Source organism: Pseudoxanthomonas sacheonensis, from assembly GCF_010093305.1.
Lineage (GTDB): Bacteria > Pseudomonadota > Gammaproteobacteria > Xanthomonadales > Xanthomonadaceae > Pseudoxanthomonas_A > Pseudoxanthomonas_A sacheonensis.
The window spans coordinates 1-19,937 of the sequence record NZ_PDWS01000005.1 but is presented as its reverse complement, the minus strand read 5'-3'; the positions used below and the strand labels follow the sequence as shown (position 1 = coordinate 19,937).

General features: G+C 62.3%; 22 protein-coding genes and 1 pseudogene. 11 read left to right on the top strand and 12 right to left on the bottom strand.

The genetic code is table 11. The features are described from left to right. Positions 1-7 precede the first annotated feature (7 nt). Positions 8-202, top strand: coding sequence for a DUF3606 domain-containing protein (locus CSC73_RS06155; RefSeq protein WP_163839548.1), 195 nt, complete (start codon positions 8-10; stop codon positions 200-202). Here CSC73_RS06155 and CSC73_RS06150 read toward each other — a convergent pair. Next, entirely contained in the window at positions 157-870 is a 714-nt protein-coding gene (locus tag CSC73_RS06150; protein ID WP_163839547.1) for an SDR family oxidoreductase, read from the bottom strand. The two genes, CSC73_RS06155 and CSC73_RS06150, sit on opposite strands and share 46 nt — an antisense overlap. 34 nt (positions 871-904) lie before the next feature. Further along, a complete protein-coding gene (locus CSC73_RS06145) occupies positions 905-1,936 on the bottom strand; it encodes an MBL fold metallo-hydrolase (protein WP_163839546.1) in 1,032 nt (343 codons plus the stop codon). Positions 1,937-2,077: 141 nt separating this feature from the next. Here CSC73_RS06145 and CSC73_RS06140 point away from each other — a divergent pair, with 141 nt between their 5' ends. Beyond that, positions 2,078-2,710, top strand: coding sequence for a TetR/AcrR family transcriptional regulator (locus CSC73_RS06140; RefSeq protein ID WP_163839545.1), 633 nt, complete (start codon positions 2,078-2,080; stop codon positions 2,708-2,710). A gap of 248 nt (positions 2,711-2,958) precedes the next feature. Then, positions 2,959-3,558 carry a hypothetical protein gene (locus CSC73_RS06135; protein ID WP_163839544.1) on the top strand — a complete coding sequence of 200 codons (600 nt, stop codon included), beginning with the start codon at positions 2,959-2,961 and terminating at the stop codon, positions 3,556-3,558. A gap of 34 nt (positions 3,559-3,592) precedes the next feature. Here CSC73_RS06135 and CSC73_RS06130 read toward each other — a convergent pair whose 3' ends face one another. Next, positions 3,593-4,759, bottom strand: a complete 1,167-nt coding sequence (locus CSC73_RS06130) for a DUF3667 domain-containing protein (RefSeq protein ID WP_163839543.1) — start codon at positions 4,757-4,759, stop codon at positions 3,593-3,595. 159 nt (positions 4,760-4,918) lie between these two features. Then, a complete protein-coding gene (locus tag CSC73_RS06125) occupies positions 4,919-5,116 on the bottom strand; it encodes a hypothetical protein (RefSeq protein ID WP_163839542.1) in 198 nt (65 codons plus the stop codon). A gap of 186 nt (positions 5,117-5,302) precedes the next feature. Between CSC73_RS06125 and CSC73_RS06120 the strand changes: the two genes are divergently transcribed. Next, positions 5,303-6,439 (top strand): GGDEF domain-containing protein, encoded by a 1,137-nt coding sequence (locus CSC73_RS06120; protein ID WP_163839541.1) that lies wholly within the window; start codon positions 5,303-5,305, stop codon positions 6,437-6,439. A gap of 72 nt (positions 6,440-6,511) precedes the next feature. Here CSC73_RS06120 and CSC73_RS06115 read toward each other — a convergent pair whose 3' ends face one another. Beyond that, complete coding sequence (locus CSC73_RS06115; protein WP_163839540.1) at positions 6,512-7,078, bottom strand: transposase; 567 nt, start codon at positions 7,076-7,078, stop codon at positions 6,512-6,514. Between the two features lie 264 nt (positions 7,079-7,342). Between CSC73_RS06115 and CSC73_RS06110 the strand changes: the two genes are divergently transcribed. The 4 genes and pseudogenes from CSC73_RS06110 (at position 7,343) to CSC73_RS06095 (ending at position 12,850) form a co-directional block, all read left to right on the top strand. Beyond that, positions 7,343-7,912, top strand: coding sequence for a dihydrofolate reductase family protein (locus tag CSC73_RS06110; RefSeq protein ID WP_163839539.1), 570 nt, complete (start codon positions 7,343-7,345; stop codon positions 7,910-7,912). A gap of 127 nt (positions 7,913-8,039) precedes the next feature. Beyond that, positions 8,040-8,243, top strand: a pseudogene (locus CSC73_RS06105) (hypothetical protein); the annotation flags it as partial. 122 nt (positions 8,244-8,365) lie between these two features. Beyond that, a complete protein-coding gene (locus CSC73_RS06100; RefSeq protein WP_163839537.1) occupies positions 8,366-9,373 on the top strand; it encodes a DUF2272 domain-containing protein in 1,008 nt (335 codons plus the stop codon). 219 nt (positions 9,374-9,592) lie between these two features. Then, the gene (locus CSC73_RS06095) at positions 9,593-12,850 is read left to right on the top strand and encodes an autotransporter outer membrane beta-barrel domain-containing protein (protein WP_163839536.1); all 3,258 of its coding nucleotides are present in this window, start codon (positions 9,593-9,595) and stop codon (positions 12,848-12,850) included. A 61-nt stretch (positions 12,851-12,911) separates the two neighbouring features. Here CSC73_RS06095 and CSC73_RS06090 read toward each other — a convergent pair whose 3' ends face one another. Continuing rightward, complete coding sequence (locus tag CSC73_RS06090; RefSeq protein ID WP_163839535.1) at positions 12,912-14,384, bottom strand: S41 family peptidase; 1,473 nt, start codon at positions 14,382-14,384, stop codon at positions 12,912-12,914. 115 nt (positions 14,385-14,499) lie between these two features. Next, positions 14,500-15,501: a 5'-nucleotidase, lipoprotein e(P4) family gene (locus CSC73_RS06085; protein WP_163839534.1), complete on the bottom strand. Its 1,002-nt coding sequence runs from the start codon at positions 15,499-15,501 to the stop codon at positions 14,500-14,502. Between the two features lie 187 nt (positions 15,502-15,688). Here CSC73_RS06085 and CSC73_RS06080 point away from each other — a divergent pair, with 187 nt between their 5' ends. Both CSC73_RS06080 and CSC73_RS06075 read left to right on the top strand, forming a co-directional pair. After that, on the top strand, positions 15,689-15,892 hold the full coding sequence (locus CSC73_RS06080; protein ID WP_163839533.1) for a hypothetical protein: 204 nt from the start codon (positions 15,689-15,691) through the stop codon (positions 15,890-15,892). A gap of 98 nt (positions 15,893-15,990) precedes the next feature. Further along, on the top strand, positions 15,991-16,149 hold the full coding sequence (locus tag CSC73_RS06075; protein ID WP_163839532.1) for a hypothetical protein: 159 nt from the start codon (positions 15,991-15,993) through the stop codon (positions 16,147-16,149). A 13-nt stretch (positions 16,150-16,162) separates the two neighbouring features. Here the strand turns inward: CSC73_RS06075 and CSC73_RS18545 are convergent, their stop codons facing one another. Next, a complete protein-coding gene (locus CSC73_RS18545) occupies positions 16,163-16,288 on the bottom strand; it encodes a hypothetical protein (protein WP_281352870.1) in 126 nt (41 codons plus the stop codon). A 280-nt stretch (positions 16,289-16,568) separates the two neighbouring features. Between CSC73_RS18545 and CSC73_RS06070 the strand changes: the two genes are divergently transcribed. Then, positions 16,569-17,129, top strand: a complete 561-nt coding sequence (locus CSC73_RS06070) for a hypothetical protein (protein WP_163839531.1) — start codon at positions 16,569-16,571, stop codon at positions 17,127-17,129. 120 nt (positions 17,130-17,249) lie between these two features. On the opposite strand, the gene CSC73_RS06065 is transcribed toward CSC73_RS06070, so the two are convergent. From CSC73_RS06065 to CSC73_RS06050, 4 genes are all read right to left on the bottom strand, one after another. Further along, positions 17,250-17,636 (bottom strand): VOC family protein, encoded by a 387-nt coding sequence (locus CSC73_RS06065; protein ID WP_163839530.1) that lies wholly within the window; start codon positions 17,634-17,636, stop codon positions 17,250-17,252. A gap of 501 nt (positions 17,637-18,137) precedes the next feature. Further along, positions 18,138-18,698: a DUF1579 family protein gene (locus CSC73_RS06060; RefSeq protein ID WP_163839529.1), complete on the bottom strand. Its 561-nt coding sequence runs from the start codon at positions 18,696-18,698 to the stop codon at positions 18,138-18,140. Positions 18,699-18,899: 201 nt separating this feature from the next. Then, on the bottom strand, positions 18,900-19,289 hold the full coding sequence (locus tag CSC73_RS06055; protein WP_163839528.1) for a hypothetical protein: 390 nt from the start codon (positions 19,287-19,289) through the stop codon (positions 18,900-18,902). Positions 19,290-19,347: 58 nt separating this feature from the next. Beyond that, a complete protein-coding gene (locus CSC73_RS06050; RefSeq protein ID WP_246197383.1) occupies positions 19,348-19,737 on the bottom strand; it encodes a cupin domain-containing protein in 390 nt (129 codons plus the stop codon). Between the last annotated feature and the right edge of the window lie 200 nt (positions 19,738-19,937).

Genomic DNA, 19,937 nt, shown 5'->3' with positions numbered 1-19,937 from the left:
AGCCGTTATGACAGACCAACCGGACGATGCTGGCTACGACATCACCCGCCATATTTCGCTGCAGCAGCAACAGCAGGTGCAGTATTGGACGACCCGACTTGGCGTTTCCCGCAACCAGCTGTTGCAGGCCATAGACGCAGTAGGCGACTCCGCGCCTCAAGTGGAAGCCTGGCTGAAATACAAAGCACAGCTCGCCAGCTGATCCGAATCAGGCCCGTTGGCGATCAGATCGGTGAGCGCCCACCCCGGATGCGCGGCATTGCTCCTCAGACCCCAGCCGTTCGCATCGCTACGGCGCTGCAGTTCGAACGCGAACATCAGCATCGCCAGCTTCGACTGGCAATAGGCCTTTCCGGGTTTATAGAGCCGTTCGCCCTGCAGATCATCGAAGTCGATCCGGCCCCGGCGGTGCGCCAGGCTGGCCAGGCTCACCACCCGCGCGCCATCGCTGGCGCGCAGCAACGGCAGCAATCGCGCGGTCAGCGCGAAGTGGCCCAGGTAGTTGGTGCCGAACTGCATTTCGAAACCGTCGCTTGTCGTCTTCCGCTTCGGCAACGCCATCACGCCCGCGTTGTTCACCAGCGTATCCACGCGCGGGAACCGTTCCGCGATGCGCTTGGAAAAGTCTTCTACCGACGCAAGACTGGCCAGATCCAACGTTTCCCAGTGGAGCCGCGCCGAAGGAATGGTGGCCCGGATCGCCTGCAGCGCAGCGCGCCCCTTGCCGTCGTTGCGACCGGCCAGGATCACATCGGCGCCCGCATCGGCCAGCGCGAGCGCGGTTTCGTAACCCAAGCCGCCGGTGGCGCCGGTGACAAGGGCGATCTTTCCGCTTTGCGGCGGGATGTCGTGGGTGGTCCATGCGCTCATGAATTCTTTTCTCTCGATTCCGTGCGGGAAGAAATCACTGCGTCGCCAACCACCAGGCTTCGCCCGCCTGCGGCCGCTGCAGATCCAGGCGCTGACCCATGGACGGCGTGGCCAGGCTCACGCTCTTTTCCGCAGCCAATGCTGAGATGCGGTCGAACGGTTCGTGCCAGGCGTGCATGGCCAGATCGAAAGTGCCGTTGTGCACCGGCATCAACCACTTGCCCTTCAAGTCCAGGTGCGCCTGCAAGGTCTGCTCCGGCTGCATGTGCACATGCGGCCACTGCTTGTCGTAGGCGCCGGTTTCCATCAGGGTCACGTCGAACGGACCGAAGCGCTCGCCGATGGCTTTGAAGCCGTCGAAATAGCCGGTGTCGCCGCTGAAGAACACGCGCAGATCGTCGTCCACGATCACCCACGACGCCCAAAGCGATTTGTTGGCGTCGAACAGACCGCGTCCGGAGAAATGCTGGGCTGGCGTGGCCACGAAACGCACGCCGTCCACGGTGGCCGATTGCCACCAGTCGAACTGCTGCACTTTGTGCGCAGGCACGCCCCACTCGACCAGCGTGTCGCCCACGCCCAGCGGAGCGAGGAAATGCTCGGTCTTGCCGGCGAGCGCGAGAACCGCGGCGCGATCCAGATGGTCGTAATGGTTATGCGACAACAGCACGCCCTTGATCGGCGGCAGTTCGGCCAGGGAGATCGGCGGCTGGTGGAAGCGTTTGGGCCCGGCCCACTGCACCGGCGAGGCGCGGTCGGAGAACACCGGATCGGTCACCCAGAATTCCCCGCGCAGTTTCAGCAGCACGGTGGAATGCCCCAGCCGGAACAGGCTGCGGTCGGGCGCGGCCAGCAGTTCGGCGCGGGTCAGGGTCTGCAGCGGGAGGGCGTCGGCCGGCACGGTGTCGCGCGGCTTGTTGGTCAGCACATTCCAGGCCAGGCGCACGGCCTTCAGGAAACCGGTGGGAGGCGTGGGCACGGCGTTGCGGAACTTGCCCTCGTGCAGTTGCGGCGAGTCCGGATAAACGGGCGTGCGGGAGGTGGCATGCAGGACGCAGGCGGTCATGGTCAGGATTCCAAGCAGGATCAGGGAGCGGAAGGGGAATTTCATGGAGTGGCTGGCACGGGCAGTGAGATAAGCACTGACTACACTGCACAGTGTAGTTCCCTATTTTCAAAAGTAAACCCTCCGGTGTAAAATGGCCGCATGTGCCCGATTTCCAAGCTCTCCCCCAGCCCGCAGCGCCTGACCGACCGCAAGCGCCTGGCCATCCTGCAGGCGGCCATCGACGAATTCCGGGGAAATGGCTTCGAGGCGACCAGCATGGACCGCATCGCCGCCACCGCCGGCGTCTCCAAGCGCACGGTCTACAACCACTTCCCCAGCAAGGACGCGCTGTTCGCCGAGATCCTGGTGCAGCTATGGGAGAAGACCACCGCGCTGATCGACCTGGCCTACCGCCCCGATCGCCCGCTGCGCGAACAGTTGCTGGAACTGCTGCGGCAGAAACTGCGCATGCTGGACGACGCCAACTTCGTCGACCTTGCACGCGTGGCCATCGCCGAAACCATCCATTCGCCCGAGCGCGCGCAAAGCATGGTGGCGCGGATGGGCAACAAAGAAGAAGGCGTGACGATCTGGATCCGCGCCGCGCTGGCCGATGGAAGGCTGAAGCCGCTCGATCCCGCATTCGCCGCGCAGCAGATCCAGGGATTGGTGAAAAGCTTCGCCTTCTGGCCGCAGATCACCATGGGCGCGCCGCCGCTGAGCGCTGAGATGCAGGAGCAGGTGGCGGCCTCGGCGGTGGATATGTTCCTGGGCCACTACGCGAAAGACTGACCTGCGCTGCCGGCAAGTAACCGCGCCCAGGTGGACTCTTCATGAAAGCCCCTCTCCCAGCGGGAATCGAAGCCGCCTCAAGCGGCTGAGGGTTGGGGTGAGGGTACGGCGGAGTATTACAGGCGAACAATCAATCCAGCGACAGAAGCGCAGCGCGCCTGATAGCAAGAATTGAATACCGCATCTCGCAGCCGTATTCCTACAATGACCGGAATCGTCCGCCTGCCCGGACGTCAGGAGTCGCCCAGATGGAAACCTCTCGCGCCTGTTCCGGATCCTTGCTGTCGCTCGCCTTACTGGCCGTCGTCGCGCCGCATCCCGCAGCCGCCCAGGCAGCAACCGCAACCAATGCGCCGGCGCCGGAAGCGCAACGCGATGGACAGCATGATTTCGATTTCGAGATCGGCACCTGGCGCACGCAGTTGAAGCGGCTGGTCGATCCGCTGTCGGGTTCGAAGACCTGGGTCGAATACGAGGGCACCACCGTGGTCAGGAAAATACTGGGAGGCCGCGCGAATCTGGTGGAACTGGATGTGCAAGGCCCTGCGGGCCGCATCGAAGGCCTTTCGTTGCGCCTGTACGATCCGCAAGCGCGCCAATGGAGCCTCAATTTTTCCAACATCAAGAGCGGCACGCTGAGTCCGCCTTCGATCGGCAGTTTCAGCAAAGGCCGTGGCGAGTTCTATTCGAAGGAGAGCATGGACGGGCGCGAGATCCTGGTGCGGTTCGTGATCTCCGGCGTCACCGCCGACTCTTGCCATTTCGAGCAGGCTTATTCGGCCGACGGCGGCAAGACCTGGGAAGTGAACTGGATTGCGGACGATAGCCGGATAACTGGTAGACGGTAGCCGTGGGATTCCAACCGGAGTTGGTGGAGCTTATCTAGCTGTTCGCCAATCTCACCAGAAACATCAGCGCAGCCACTATCGCCAGCAGGTATACGTAGATGAATCCGATGACCGAATACTTTAACAGGGTCATGATCCAGCCTTGCTTGTAGACCCGCTTCTGCATCACCAGCAGGTACAACGGCATCCAGATCAGCAACAGCGCGACTGCGCTGTAGAACACTATTGAAAGCCAGTATGCGTGCGTTGAAACGGCCCCGCCCAGTGCCATGAGCAGGAAGATCGTGGTCAGCGCCATCAGCAGGTATACATGACTGTACAGGGCGATCACCAGATGCTCCATATACAGCCTGCGTTGGAAGAAATAGCTGATCTTCAACATCAGGGCGAACACCGGCACCAGCACGAACAAAGCCGATGGCAGCGAGCTCATGAAGGCCTGGAAGTAGCGGTCGGGGCGGTTCTCCATCAGCTTGATGTTGTCCAAGGCGTGATCGACCTTGCGGGTCAGCCAGCCGTTGACGAAATCAGGCAGCCAATTGATCTTCACCGGGTTGGTTTCCGGATTCCACGCTTCGTTGTCGGTCGAGAACAGTTCGCCTTTGGATCTGCCTGGCTGCTTGGACTCCTTGAAGGTCGCTGGCGCTGCAGTTCCGTCTTTCCCCGGCGTCAGCTCCACGATCCGGTTGGCGGCCTCGCCTTCAATCTTCACTTGTGCGGCGATGAGTGCGGCATCCACGCCGGGCAGCACGCTTTTTTTCTGAGCCGCGTGCAGCTGCGCCAGAATTTCGTCGCGGTTGCGCTTCACTTCCTCTACGGTCTGCGCTTCCAGGATCGGGGTGACGTCGAGATTGGCGTTCACCGGTTCGTCGTCGAAATGGATCGTGGCCCTGCCCACGAAGAACGCCAGCAGACTCATGATCACGAAGATGCGTAGGGGCGGCAGATAGCGCTGGCGGTGACCGGCGAGGTACTCCAGGGCAGTGCGGCCGGGCACCAGCAAGTCGCGCAGAGTGCGGAACACTCGTCCGTCCAGGTGCCAGAACGACTCGAACACTTCCTCAAGCGCGTGTCCGGCGTGACGGACCGGATTGTGGATGGACTGTCCGCACTGGTGGCAATACTCGCCCTGCAATGGCGTGTGGCAGTTCTCGCATTGGGCCGGCGCGCTGTGTCCGGTGGCGTTTTCGGGCACGGTCATGGGCGGCCGGATCTCGATGGGCGAAGGCGGGCGCTACGATAGCGGCCCGCGGTACCCGGACGCCACTGTTCCGCTCGCCCGTATCCGGTTCTGGGGCCGCGTTCGGCCGCGGAACTAACGGCTCGGTTTGCGCGTAGGCTTGCCCGCACCAAGCGCTTGCTAGGGCTCCTTGGGTTTGGGTTTGCTGCGGTCGGCGCTCTCAGGCAACTGCTTTCCATTCTTGCGCTGATCCTGACCGGGCTGGCCGCGTGGATCCTGTTGTTCCCGATAGCCGCTTTCCGGTGCTGGTTTGTGCTGCTGCCTGGAATCGGCCATGACGATGACTCCTGCATTGCGGTTGTATCGCCACTCTTCCATGGCCCGCGTTCAGATCGGGGGATACGGCCTGCGCCCGCGTCACAAAGTGACGTATAGCCGCAGAAAGCCGGCATTCGGCGGGATTGGGCGGCTATATTCAATGACTTAGGAATGGCACTCAAGTTGCGTGTGCTGTAAGGAAACGCCACGAATAAGGCGTGCGTAGTCCCACTGCTGGATCTTCCGATGAACCCTGTACAGACCCGCCGGCTTACCCAGGAAATGGCAGACACCTATCAACGCGCGTTGACGGGCGGGCCTTTCTACGCGGCGTCGTGGCTGCTGGTCGGCATTTACGGGAACGCCTTCGCGCGTGCGCCGGTGCTCAGCTGGGGCCTGCTGCTTGCCTTCATCGGACTGACGGTCTGGCGCTTTCTGCATCGTCCACTGCCCGAGGGCAGCGAAGTTCCCGCCATTGCGCGCTGGTTGCGCCTGCACTGGGGCATCGTGCTGCTCACCACCGCGTTGTGGGGCGGATTGTTCTGCTGGGCCACGCTCGATGCCGGATTCGGGCCGGCGCGCGTCACCGCGCTGCTGTTCACCCTGGGCCTGGCCACGGCGATAGCGCACGCCTTCAGCATGCGCCGCGGGTTCGCCTTCGCCGGCATCGCCCTGTTGTGCGTGCCGGGACTGTTGCTGCTCTGGATCAATCCCGAAGACCGGCCCAACGGGCTGATGATGGTGATCTATCTGGTCTACGTGGTGATCTCGCTGTTGCGCAGCTATGCCGAATACCAGCAGCGGCTGGACCTGGACCAGGAACTGCGCAACCAGCGCGACCTGTTTTCGCGGCAAAGCCGGATCGACGCATTGACGGAACTGGCCAACCGCCGGCAATTCGCCGATGTGCTGGAAACGGCGGCCAGGCAGGCCTGGGACAGCGGCCAGGCGCTGAGCTTGCTGCTGCTGGACATCGATCATTTCAAGCAGATCAACGACACCCATGGCCACGCCATCGGCGACGCCTGCCTGATGGCCATCGCCGCACGGCTGAAAAACAGTTTCAACGAACCTGGCGATCTGGCCGCACGGGTCGGCGGCGAGGAATTCGGCGTGGTCCTGCAGGGACAGGATCTGGCATCGGCCATGCAGCGCGCCGAACGCTTCCGCGCCGGTTTGATAGAACACCCCATCGCGGCGGACGGCATCGTATTGAACGTGACCGCCAGCATCGGCATCGCCGAATTCGACAGCAGCCTCCATCAGGACGACGACGCGCTGTATCAGGCGGCCGACAGCGCGATATACCGGGCCAAGGCCGCCGGCCGCAACCGGGTCTGCTGCGACGAACCGGCGCTGGCATCGATCAACCACGCCCTCTGACTTCGCTGGAAAAATCTTCTTCGCCTGAAAGCGCCTGAGCAGACCGGTAGGCCCGCTTCCGTCCGCGTTCTTTCAATCCCCGTTCTTCAGCTCGGGAAAATCCTCCGCGATCTGTGGAAACGCTTCCAGCATCGCGCGCAGCACCCGTTCCATTTTCGCCATCCGCATTTCCAGCTCATGGACCCGGTCTATGGGAGCGGCGGTTGCGGGTGCGATCTTCTCTTCGACGGGAGCCTTCTCGGCGTGCCTGGTCCGCCTGCGGCGGATCTCAAGATGCTGGCGGACCAATCGCTGCAGAGCGGGCAACCGCGGGTCGCCTTCCAGGCACGTACTTACGTAATCCCAGACATCGAGCCGCGCCCATCGGGCGAACCGCTGGTAGACGGCATGGAAGTTGCCGTAGGACTTCGGGAGCTGGGGCCAGGTGGAATCGGTTGCGGCGATCCACAGCACCGCCTCTATGAATCTGCGCGTGCTCAGCCCGCCGATGGACTTGGTGGCCAACTGGCCGGGAAGACGGGAAGCCAGGAAATACCACCTGCGGACCGGCAATTGGCCTTCAGGAGGATCGTCCTGCCTGGAATGCGAGCTTCCTGCCGGAACGATCGCATTGGCAGTGTCCCTGGAACGTTGAGCCATCGACTTCCCCAAGCGCATGCTGTCCGTGAAATAACGCGTAGCCGCTATGCAAGCGGACATATTCCGACGGCGAAGAATACGGGCATGGCAGTACGGCTTGCAGTGAGGTCGATTGCATTCTGCGAATTCCCGAGGAGGCACGTTGGTCCTAGACGCCGGCTGCATCCGCTGCCCGGGGCGCGCCCCTGTCGATCCCGGGCGCGCCCGTTCGTCGTTCCCCGGAGAAGCATGGGTTCCTTCCATAACGCAACGGGAAAAACGGACATGGGCAGAATCATCGTGGAACAGATCGTCAGCGCGGACGGGTACGCGGCGGAAGAAGATGGCGGTATCGGATTTTTCCATCCCGGAAGCGATTTCAGCGACACCGAGCCCGACCAGATGCGGATGATGTCGACGGTCGGCGCGATCGTGTTCGGCGCAACGACTTACCGCATGTTCGCCGACTACTGGCCCAAGGCCGATGCAAAAGTCGAACGCGTCGCCGGCCCGATCAACGCTCTGCCCAAGTTCGTCGTGTCCTCGGCTTTGCCGGCCGCGCCGTGGGGCGATGGCGGCGCCGTGGAAATACTCCGCGGCGACGGCGTGGAAGCGGTACGCGCATTGCGCGCGCGCATCGCCGGCGATCTGATCCTCTGGGGCAGCCTGACGTTGTGCGACGCGCTGTTGCGCGCCGGCGAAGTCGATGTGCTGCGCCTGCGGGTCGTCCCGGTGCTGATCGGTCGCGGCCGCTCCTTCACGCCCGGCGATCTTGGCCAACGCCGGCTGTCCCTGGTCCAGGCCAGATCGTTCGCCGGCGGGATCGCGGTACTGGAATACGCCACCGACCGGTGAGTCCGTTGCCGGGCGCTTTTTGATGCCCTCGAGCGATGTCAACCAAGCCGTACGCAAACGGCCTTCATCGCCGGATTACATTTCGGCGCTTAGCCTCGCGCTGTTTTTTCATTCACGGGAGAACGGCATGCCACGCGGAGACAAATCTTCCTATTCGGAGAAACAGAAGCGACAGGCCGGACACATCGAGGAAAGCGAGCGCGAGCAGGGACGCTCGGAAGAGGCCGCCGAACGGATCGCCTGGGCCACCGTCAACAAGCAGGACGGCGGCGCCAAGGGCAGCGGCCGCAAGACGGCCAGGAAGACCGCAAGCAAAAAATCCACCAGCAAGAAGTAGGGCGGGCACTGCCCGCCAGCTCTTGGCACGACTCGAAAAACACGGCAGGCGCACCCACCTCCGTTTGCGGCATGATGCGCGCAGGGGAAACCTGTCTTCCTCCAAGGAGCGTGCCGATGCGCGTATGGATCGTGTTCCACATTCTGATGTTGGCCTCGGCCGCGGCCAATGCCGCCGATGTATGCCCAGGTCTGGATCAACAGCGGGCGGCACCGGAGGTCGCCACCCGCATCGCCGCCTACGCCTGCCACGAGCACGGCCTGTGGTACCGACCCTTCATCGATCGCAACGGCCGTATCGCCAACAGCGCGATCACGGAAGCCGAAGCACAGCCGTTGAGCGATGGCCAGACCGAGGCTTGGCGCCGGGTAGCCGGTTATTGGCAGCAAAGCGGGGTGTTGCGCCAGGTAGGTCAACTGCCAGGCGCCAGCGAGTGCGAGGGCGCCGCCGCCGGCAACTATCCTTCGCCCGCTTGCCGCGGTTTCGTCATCGACAACCCCTGGTCGGCGGCTTTCATTTCCTGGGTGATGCGGAAGGCCGGCGTACCGGGCTTCCGCGCTTCGGCCAGCCATATCACTTATGTGCGCGACGCTTACCAGCGTCCGGAAACCAGCGCCTACCAGTTCGTCGATCCTGCGCATGCCAAACCCGCGGCCGGCGACATGCTCTGTTACGTGCGGAACGGCAACCGCACGTACGGCTACGAAGGTTTGTCTTCGGTGGTGAGCGCGGGCAGCGCGGGTCTTGAGATGCACTGCGAGATCGTGGTGGCGGCCAACCCCGGCAACGACAGCACCGCCTACCTGATCAGCGGCAATGTGCAACAAGCCGTGATCATGCGATTGCTGCCCTTGAACCGCAACGGCGAGTTCTGGGGCTTGCCGTACCGCAATGGCGGCGAGTCGCTGTGCGCGCCGGACAACGAGGCGGCCTGCAACGTCAGCCGTCAGGACTGGGCGGTGTTGCTGAAGCTCAAACCCGCCGATGTCCTGGCGAAGTTGCCGGGCGCGTCCAGCCTCGCCCCGGTTCCTGCCGAGCCGTTGCCTACACAGGCGCCGACCTGCTGCGTGCAATGCGTGGTGGGATCGGGCGTGCCGCGATGCCCGCCGACCGGGGAGCCTTAGGCATCAAGGAGAGATGAGGCAGAGGAAAAAGTTCTCTGACTCTATCGCCAGGCGCAATGCGATGACGGTCACACGATCGCATTGTCCTCATCGACAATCCAGACATCGGGTTTCAGCCATCGGAAATGACCATGCTATTTTTTCAGTCGCGCGGCTTTGGGAGGGGCTGCCGTCGGGCTTGGCCATCGTGGCCACTGCTTTCTGATACTGGGGAAATTGATGACCTGCATACAACAGAAGCGGGCCTTGCAGCCTGCGACGAGCGGCGTTGACCGGCAAAAGCAACTACCGCCGCTTTGGCAGGAATCGATAGTCCAAAACGCACGCCAAGAGGCCGAACGCATCGGCAAGGCGCGCCGCCGCAAAAAGCTTTCCTTTTCCATCGCCGCCACCCTGGTCGCAGGCGTGGTCGCGCGGCCCACGACCGTGCATGCGACCGAGCATAAAGATCCCATCACCGGCGTGGCCGACCACGACAAGCCAGGCGGTACCGGAGGCTACGTCCCTGGTTACGACCTCAGCTCCGATGGCACGGCCCTGCACTACCGCTTCGCCGGCGGCGACAGCGTGGCGCTGGAAGGCGTCGATCGCGACGTGATTGCCATGTCGATCACCGGCGGCAACCCACCGGTCGTGCTGGACGTGGTCGGCGGCGGCTGGCTGGAGCTGTCGGCGGTCCGCCCGCAAAGCACCAACCGAGGGATGGCGGTTGGCATCCTCAACGACGGCAACACGGTCACCGTCAACGGCAACACCAGGATCTCCGCCAACGCCCGCGACGCGGATTTCGGCGGCGGCCTCGGCAACGGTGCGCATGCGGTGATCGGCCGCGGCGGCAGCACCACGGTGTTCAACGGCGCCACCGACTTCCACGCCCGCACGCAGGGCTTCGCGCGCGCGATCTGGGTCTCGGGGCACAGCACCATCATTTTCAACGGCCCGACCAACATCCTCGCCGAAAGCCGCGGCACGCTCGATGCGGTCTACAACTCCGACGGCGGCACCATCATCTTCAACGGCGACACCAGCATCTCGGCGCTGTCGATCTGGCCCAGCGACAACGCCCATGCGATCTACAACGACAACGTCAACACCCGGCTGACGGTCAGCGGCGACCTGTCGCTGACCACGGTAGCCCGGGGTTCGACCGCGTTCGGCGTGCGCAACCAGGGCGACATGGAGGTCTTCGGCGACGCCACCGTCAGCGTGACGGGCCCGCGCTCCACGCACGGCATCGCCAACACCCACCGCTCGGCGTGGATGCGCTGGCACGGCGATGTGGACGTGCGCGTGCTCAGCGAAGGGCCGGAAAACGGCTACACGCCGTTCGGCAAGCCCTCCGGCCTCAGCAACGACCGCTCGCCCGGTGCGGTGATGACGTTCGACGGCGCCGTCTCGGTCGATGTCACCTCCGAGACGGAAACCTACGGACTGGTCAGCACCGGCACCATCGACTTCACCTCGCCCACCGCGCCGGTGTCGTTCACCGTCGCCAACGTTTGCAACCCGCCCGACCACCCGAATTGCGCTGATGTTGACGTGTACGGCATCCGCAACTTCGGCACTGTCAACGTCGCCGGCGGCCTTACCGTGTCGACCACTGCGGGCGGCACCGGCGCTGCGTATTCGATCTGGAGCGTGCCACTCGACACGCAGAACGCGAGCGTCACGGTCAACCAGGCCGGTGGCCGCACCGTGCAACTCGACGGCGATATCGTGACCGCCAGCAACACAGCCAACGGATTTCTCGGCTCGGTCGACCTCAACCTGGATACCTCCGATTCCTGGTTGCGCGGCTCGGTCGGCGGCCTGCAGACCGCCACCGGCTTCAGCGTCGGCAAGGCCGATCTGACGTTCGCCAACGGCGCAACGTGGATCCCGCAAGGCACGGGCACATTGAGCAATGATTTCGGCTCCGGATCCCTTGGCTTTGGCAATGGCGGTGCGATCGACATGGCCGCGTACTGGGGAACCTTTTCGCCCGCGTCTGTCCCCACGCATTCGTATCGCACCGTGCTGATCGACAGCAGCAACACCAGTACCGGCGCCACCGTGGCGTTGGCCGACGGCGCGCGGTTTCTGGTGCTCAGCGACATCACCGGCATAAAGGGCATGGCCAGTGCAGACCAGATCGTGTTCGGCAGCGGCATCAGAACCTTCTCCGCCACCGGCACGCAGAGCGTGGGAATCGTCTACGACCCGGTGCTGGACGACACCTCCTGGGTCAACGCCGCGGCCGTCCGCGACGGCAGGTCGATTCAGGCCGATGCGGCGCTCGCCATCGTCGATGCGAGCGCGGCCGCGGGCGGAAGCGCCACGTTCTCGGCAGTCGCAGGCCTGGATGGCGAATGGAGCGGAACCTACGAAAACGACCTGGTGAAGTTCGCTTACACCCCGCAAGTAGCGCTGAGCGCCGATGGAAAGCGGATCTTGCTGACCGGCATCACCATCCACGGCACAGGCGGTGACGGTGACGGTGACGGTGACGGTGACGGTGACGGTGACGGTGACGGCGATGGCGATGGCGGCGGGGACATCGGCATCCTGCCATCGGAAACGGTACAGACCGCCGCCGATGCGGCCGACAGCCTGGCCAACTTGTGGAAGATCAGCGGGCAGACTTCGCTGCAACGCGTGCGTGGCCAGACGCGCGACAATGCCGCGGATCAATCGGGCGTCTGGGCGAGGGCCGATACCGGCGAACTCACCGCAAAGACCGCATATTCCCGCCGTTATCGCCAGGACTACAGTGGCCTGACCCTGGGTGCGGATCATGGCTTCGCGCTGGCCAATTCGTCCGCCGCAATCGGCTTCACCGCAAGCCACCTGCGGTCGACCGCGCGCTACGCGCAAGGCCGGGGCGAGTTGAGCGGAACCACGCTGGGCTTGTACGGCCGCTGGAGCGCCGACAGTGGCGCCTATGTCCTGCTCGGGGCAGGCGCTTCGGCGCTGCAGAACCGATACTCCGCGCGCGATTCCCAGGGCCGCGAAATCGCCGGCAAGTACCGGACCGAAGCGGGTCAGTTCTATGCCGAAGGCGGATACCCGTTCCAGCTTTCCAAGTCTTATTACCTGGAACCGCAGCTTGGCCTGTCGGTGGGCGTCATCCGCGACAGCCAGCACACCACGCTTAATGGCGTGCGTATCGACCAGGACAACTTCGATAGCTCGTTCGCGCGAGTCGGCGTCGCCTTCGGCAGGAAACTGCAGGGAACGCGGCGGGAGGGCAATGTGTACGTGCGGGCATCGGCGTTGCACTACTTCGGCGACAACCTGGACATCACCGCCTCGATGGATGGGGGCAGCATCGCGCCGGAGACGGCCAAGCGCAAAGGCACGGGGGGCGAACTCGTGCTGGGCGCCGACGTGGGCTTCAGCGGCAAGCATACGGAGCTGTTCTTCGAAGCATCCGGGGCCTCGGGCATGGAAACGAAGCGGCATTGGGCCGTGCAGGCGGGATTCCGCCACAGCTGGTAGGCGCTACTGCATCGGTGTCGGAACGAAGAGCTGTGCGTCAATTTCCACCATGCGCGCCCAACTAGTCGCCGGGTTCGACCATGGACGCCATGACCGCCTCCATCATGGGGTCCTTCGCATTGACCCAAGCACCGATCGTCCACGGAGCAGGAATATCCGGTTCAAGCGTCGGAACCGTTATGGGCAGACGATCCACCGGACCCAGCATGGGCAGCGCGCCGGTTGCGGCAGGCAGGCCCGGCTGCGCGATCATCGCGGCGCAATCGTCATACTTTCTGCAACCGTCGCTGTAGTCCATGCGCACCACCGCAGGCAGGAAGTATCGACCGGAATGCGGCAGTCGCACCGGTAGCCCGTCGGAGAAGAACATCATCCGGTCGCCTACGGGTTCTCCCACGATCGTCACCCGTTTCTTCCCGGCCTGTTTCAGGTAGGCGATGCTGGCGATAGCCGCGGAGAACGTCTGCCGGCTGGTCAGCACGAAGAACCGCCCCGGTGCGCGTGCGGGCCACCGGGCCATGAAATCGCGAATCAGCAGGAAATTTCCCCCACCATTGAAGCGCATGTCCAACACCACGTGCCGGCGGCCGAGGCTCTGCCGCTTCGCTTCCGATTCCTCCAGAAAATCTGCGATCTTCCGGTCGTCCGCATCGAAGGTCCTGCGAAGCTGCACGACCACGCCATCGATTTCCGGCGCATCGCGGAAACGGAATGGCTTTTCCGGTTCCTGGAAGGCCCAGGACTCTTTTTCCGGATCCGGCAAGCGATGCCAGGCAGCCGCCTTCGAAGAAGATCGCGCAGAGAAAACCCGACTGACTTTCTTCCCGCCGAGAGCGATGAAGGTGTACCGCACTGCATCGGCGCTATGGCTCAGGCCAACGGCATGCAGCTGTTGTGGACTGGCCAGCACACCGGCCGCCCCTTGATCGCGGTGGGCAGCCGTGCCGCCGGTGAAACTGCGCAACAGCGGAACGATGCGCTCGATCGGTCTGTCCTCAACGGCGACGAGGCGCGCACCCAACAGATCCGCATCGCCCGCTCCCGCGCCAACGACGTTGAAGTCCCGTCCAAAGGCAAAGAACGCGATAGGCACCGCGTTGAAATCCGGAATTTCGAAGTCCGGCGTGCGCAACGGACACCAGGGCGACTGTTCGAATCCCAGCGCCGCGACTCCTCGGCAGACGTCGTGGCCTACTCCATTGGGCAGGCATTGCGTATGACCGTTGTCCGCCAGGGCCGCAATGCGGCAGAGTTCGACGGCGAATATCGTTGGATCAACCGGTTGCCGTTCCAGCTTCGCAAGCCGTCGTTCGGCGATTGCGCGCGCCTCCGGCGTGAAGGCGCGATCGCGCGCCAGGAAGTCATCGCGAAAGACGGCGACATCTTCGCGCTGCCATTGACTACGCTCCTTTCCGGCGTGGCTCTGCTGCGCTTCCAATGAAGCGCAGAAAGCCATCGGCGCGAGAACCAGAAGTACCCCCAGAACGATCTTCGTGGCGCGATGCGGCAGCGAAAGGACGGACGATGTCGGCATGCCCGGGATTGTAAAGGCAACGCTCGGCATCCGTGGAGACCGCGCTTACGTGTCCTGCCGGATCACAAGGCGTCCGAGGCTGCCTCTCCCGGCTGCTGGAATTTAAGCGGAATGCCTATTCCAGCGGGAACCACACCTTCAACTTGTTCATCCTTGCTTCGTATTCCGGGCGATAGGCGCAGTAATCCCTCTCCTTCTTCGTTGCCAGGTGGCCGCACGCCTTGGACACGTCCTGATCGGCGTCAGCACTGAGTGCATTAGGCCAGGAACCGTACGCAGGGTTGGGAACGATGAACCAGCGTTTTCCCCACAAAGGCGCCAGAGTGGCTTCGTTCTGCGCATAGACGGCATGACTCTCGACGAAGTCCTCCAGATCGTCGCCGACCAGCATGGCGATACGGTGTTTGGTCGCGATCTTCTGGCGTATCGCCTCCTTGGATTGCAGGTCGGCGTACATGCCCTTCAGATAGAACGCGGAGCGATCCTTGGCCTTGGGAAACCCCAGCTTTTCCATCCGCGACATGGTGTCGAGCAGCTGCGGACAATCCGCCCGCAGTTTCAGTTCGTCTTTTACCTTGTCTATCGGCTTCCTGCACTCGCGGTTGGTCACATAATAGATCCTGGCTGCCTTGGAAGCGTCCTTGACGAAATCCACCGCTCCGGCGATAGCCAGCGCTTCTTCGGACTTGACCCATATTTCCCATCGATCGTCGTCGTACAGTTCGCGCTGCTTGATTTGAAAGGCCTGGTAAGCGGAATTGTCCAGCAGGGTTTCGTCGAGATCGAAGATGATGGCCGCGGGACGTTTCGCCCAAGGCGATTTCGCACCGCACGTGCCCTTGCTCTGCTGCAGTTGCCCGGCCTCGGCTGTGCCGCACTTTGTCGCGGTTTTCAGCTGCGCTCTTGCGCCTTCGAAAGCCTGCAGCGCGGCGGCCCGGTATTCGGTGCTGTGCTGCATCCACAGTGTGGCGTAGAGGATCTCGCGAGAACGTTGCGCATTGGCTTCATCTGTTCCGCCGGGATCCTCCACGCCCTTTACGCCCTGACTTTTGATCTGTGTGTGCTCACATCCCGGAAGGAGTAAAACCATCGCCCAGATTAGTAATAGTGATTTCATAAGGATCTCCCATCGACCCCCGTAAACTTGCCAACGGGGGAATCCCGTTCGGGCGGACACGGCACAGTGCACCGCCCGCCAGGGGCGCCGACAGCCTGCAGTACAGGGACTTCGGGAAGGCGCATGGATGGCCCCCTCAGGACCCGTGTCGGGTAGCCTTGTCGCCACCCCATCCAGGACCCAGGCGATGCCCCGATTGAAGTTGGACCCCATCCGGTCGCGCAACCTGACCAACGACTACGCCAAATGGTTGCTGCAGGAAAAGCGCGAACGCACCCCGGCCAGCGGCAAGTTGTTCGCCAAGCGCAACACCATTGGAGGCCGCTGCTTCCATGGGTTCACCGAGGCCCAGATCTGCACCATCATCGGCGGCGATTACTACGACGAATAACGCTGGCGGCCTGTCCGACCTCCACCTCCTCTTCACGCCGCGATGATACGAATGCGGGTAAGGGAACATGGCGATTTTATTTTCCATGGAGTGCGGCCGTGAGCGTCAAGAATCACCTTCCCCCGGAGTTGGACCCTACCGAACCCGATGCGACTCTTGAGCCGCCACATGAAGTGGGAGAACAGCCGGGAAAACGCTCGGGCGAAGAACGCAACGATCCGGAAGTGGAGCCGGGTGCGCGCGAAGGAAAGCCCTGAACGGGCGAGTGGATTATTCCGTTTTCGGCTCGCGCGCGCCCATCACCAGCAGCCACAGGCAGATGCCGATCTCACCCAGCGCAGCCGGAAGCCTGACGAAACCGGCGATGCCGCTTTCCGCGTAACCGGGAAAGAGCATGCGTCCGGCGAATTTGTATTCTCGTTCCCGCCGATGACCCGGCTGAAGGTGCGTTGGTCATTGCGACTATGGGCAAAGTAGTCGACGGCCGGCACCGAGCGGCCGCAAGCGATGGCCTGCCCGCAGAACCGGCCGTCGACGGGGCTGGCCTCTTCAAGAGGACTCAGGAGTAAGATGCCCCCGGCGCTCCCACAGCCATCGTTATCCGCACCACCCGCGTTTGGTTTTCGCCCGCTCTATCTCTTGCGCGCCACCATCCGAACCCCGAAGGAGCCCCGTCATGAACGCTCTGCCGCAACTCTGGCTGCCCATCCTGGTCGCCGCGGTCCTGGTGTACATCGCCAGCAGTCTGATCCACATGGTCTTCAAGTGGCATAACAGCGACTACAAGAAACTGGCCAATGAAGACGAAGTGCAGGCTGTCCTGCGCAAAGGCGCGCCGGCGGTCGGTCAGTACGGCATCCCTCACTGCACCGACATGAAAGCCATGCGCGAAGAAGCCATGGTGAAGAAGTACGTGGATGGCCCGGTGGCCTTGCTGACCGTGATGAAGAGCGGCGCGCCCAAGATGGGCGGCATGCTGGTCCGCTGGTTCCTGTTCAATCTGGCGGTCGCTCTGGTCGCCGGCGCCATCGCGCTGCAGGTCTATGGCCTGCCCGGCAACGCTCACCATGCCGGGCACCTGGTCGGCCTGATCACCTTCCTCACCTATGCGGGCGGTAGCGTGCAATCGGGCATCTGGATGGGCAAACCGTGGGGCAGCGTGATCAAGGATCTGCTGGACGCCTTGATCTACGGTGTCGTCAGCGCGCTGGCGTTCTGGTGGCTGTGGCCGGCCTGACCAAGCGCTAGCCGCGTCGCAGACGGAAAAGGCGGTTTATGGCCGCCTTTTCTTTTTTGCGCATTCTTCACAAAGAGAAAAGATTAGGCCGCAGATCAGCGCCGAGGCCGATTGCCCTGGTCATTGGCCCGCAGGCGGTTGCCAAAGTTCCACCTTGTTTCCTTCCGGATCGATGACCCAGGCGAACTTTCCGTACTCGGAATCGTCGATCTTCTCAAGAACGTTGCAGCCTTCTTCGCGCAAGACCTTGACCAGGGCGTGGAGATCCTCCACCCGGTAATTGACCATGAAAGCCGCGGTGCTGGGCGCGAATTGGTCGCCTTGCGCCGAACCGATGGACCAGACGGTCGTTCCGGCAACCGGCCTGCCTTCACCGTCGGTCCAGGTGAAAGCCGTACCACCCCAATCCTGGACATCGATTCCGAGGTGCCGCTTGTACCAAGCCTGCAGTGCTGGAGCGTCTTTGGCTTTGAAGAAGATGCCGCCAATGCCGGTGACTCGCTTCATGTAACCTCCAAGGATGGGTGGTGGTGAGGGAAAGTGTGCTTTCTACGGCCCAACGGTTGACATAACCGAGTCGCGAGGCGGCTTCGGTCCGAATGAGTTGAAGGTGCCACTTACTTTCCCCAGCGCCAACGTGGTGGCTCGCCTTTGACCCAGCACACCGACACAAGAAGCAAGATAATGCCCCCGATATAGACTTGGAAGAGCACTGGATGAGCGACTGGCGGAAAAAGAAAAACACCGGCTACCAATAGGGCGGCCGCAGTCCCATAAACAACCCACCCTTTCCATACAGTGGGGAGACCCCAACCCCACCCGTAGGTCTTGGCAGGAAACCAGTAATTCTTTTTCTCCGGCATGGCGCTCTCCTGTTACGCCAACACCTGACACAGCCGATTCGCATCAGGTCGGCGACTCAGTGCAAATATAGCCGAAAGCGTGCACTCAGGCGCCGCCCTGATGTAGGTTCGGCCTGAACGAATCGTTAGGCCTCATCTGCATAACTCACTCTCGCTTATCTTCGTTCTTCAGGAACAGTACGTCGAACGCCGGCGCCCAAGTCTTGCCGCCATCTTTCGACAGCACCGCCGACTCGCGCACGCCTTTATCCTGGGCCTTCCAGGTAATGCGTTGCATGACTGACCTACCATCCCGGAGATGTGCCTCACCTTCAAGAACCAGCGCGCCATCCTTGAAGTTGCCCCACAGCACCATGATCGAGCCGCGATTGGTGACCCAGGTCTGTTGCCATTGTTTTCGCACGGGGTCGTAGCTCAGGATGCTGTCGCCAACGAGCCCATCGGTCTGCTCATAGAGTTCATGGATGGCGCAACCTTGGGCGATAGGCTCGACGCGGGCGCGAGCCACGGACTGTTCGCGGGGAGCATCCATCTCGAAGGTGTCCCAATCACCGATCCAGAAATCCAACCGGTGGTATTCCGAGGCAATACAGTCGGAAGAAGTTGGCGTCGTGATTCCGCAGATCGCCACGGCCGGGGCGATGAAAGCAAGGCCAAGTGCTACCAATGCTATCCGTAGATGCTTGAGTCGAAGCGTCTCGTTCATGGTTCTGCCATTCTCAGTGAGCCTGTAAGGGCGGTGCTCAAGTGATACACGCCCCAAGGCACAACTACTCGCCGGATTCGGACAACATCGACCTCACAGCACTCGTTGACGTGGGGCCTAACGCCTGACGCAGCCGAGCCGCGAAGCGGGTTGGGCTTGAATTAGTTGCCAGGCCAAAACAGCACAACAACTACTCCTGGACTACCGTTCCCGCCACGGTTTGATTTCTACGGAGACGAACCGTTCTTCAACGCGAGAAGCTTGTCCTAGCGTGCTCTTTTTTCCGTGTGAATCAAGCCAGATCTGCTCTGTGTTGATGCAGACTTCCAGTGTGTACGGGCCACTTGCAGACTTTGGTTTGGCGAGAAGGCAGTAGGGCCCCACCCGCGTCCCGCCCAGCTGCGGATTGACTTCATTACCAATTCGACTGGCCCAGCCGCTCTGCTGCAGCTCAAGCGAGCCCGTCAGAACCTGCCAAAGCTCGGGAATCTGATTCGTTATGGGCTTCAATTCGAGGTGCGCGTCGAATGAACCGCCCGCAGCGGCGGGCGTCGAAACTACAAGGAAAACAGCAAAAAGTAGAGAGCGCATGGAGACTCCTAAAGCATTAGCGGGGTCTAGAATCGCGATGTTGCACTTGGGTGTTAATTCACCCATCAGGAAAGTCCAAGCTGTGATCCGATGGTTGTGGCGTGATGCCAAGAACCTTTAGATGTATCGATTCTTCAAAGCGATGCCAGCATCCTTGTGGAACAACCACGAGCTCACCTGAACGTAGAACAATGCGGTGTTGCTCACCGTCTATGAGAAGAACGAGGGTTGTATGGCCTTCAATGGCCATCACTATTTCGTCCCCAGCGGGGTGACGCTCCCATTCGCTGCTACCAGAGTAGTAGCCGACAGAGATTGCCCCGTCCCGGTATGAGGCGATTTCAGAGAATGCCAAATCAGCTTCCCCGGTGAGCGCCATTTCAGGGGTTCGATTTGGCAAGTAAGTGAGTCGGCTAAGAATGTCGGCAAGCGATTTTTTCTCGACCACTTGGATCCTCCCGCTGAGGCCTAACGCCTTATGTCTTTCGATTGCCCTACTGTAGTTGTCGAGAGCCCGGCGCGCGCGCCCGATAACGCCTCGGTGTCAGCAGCACCGTAATTCAGCAGGGGCCGCACGCCGGATCTCGCGCCCTGCGCCCGGACAGTTGGACGAGGTTTCCCTCGAACTGATAAGCGTGGGCCTCGGGC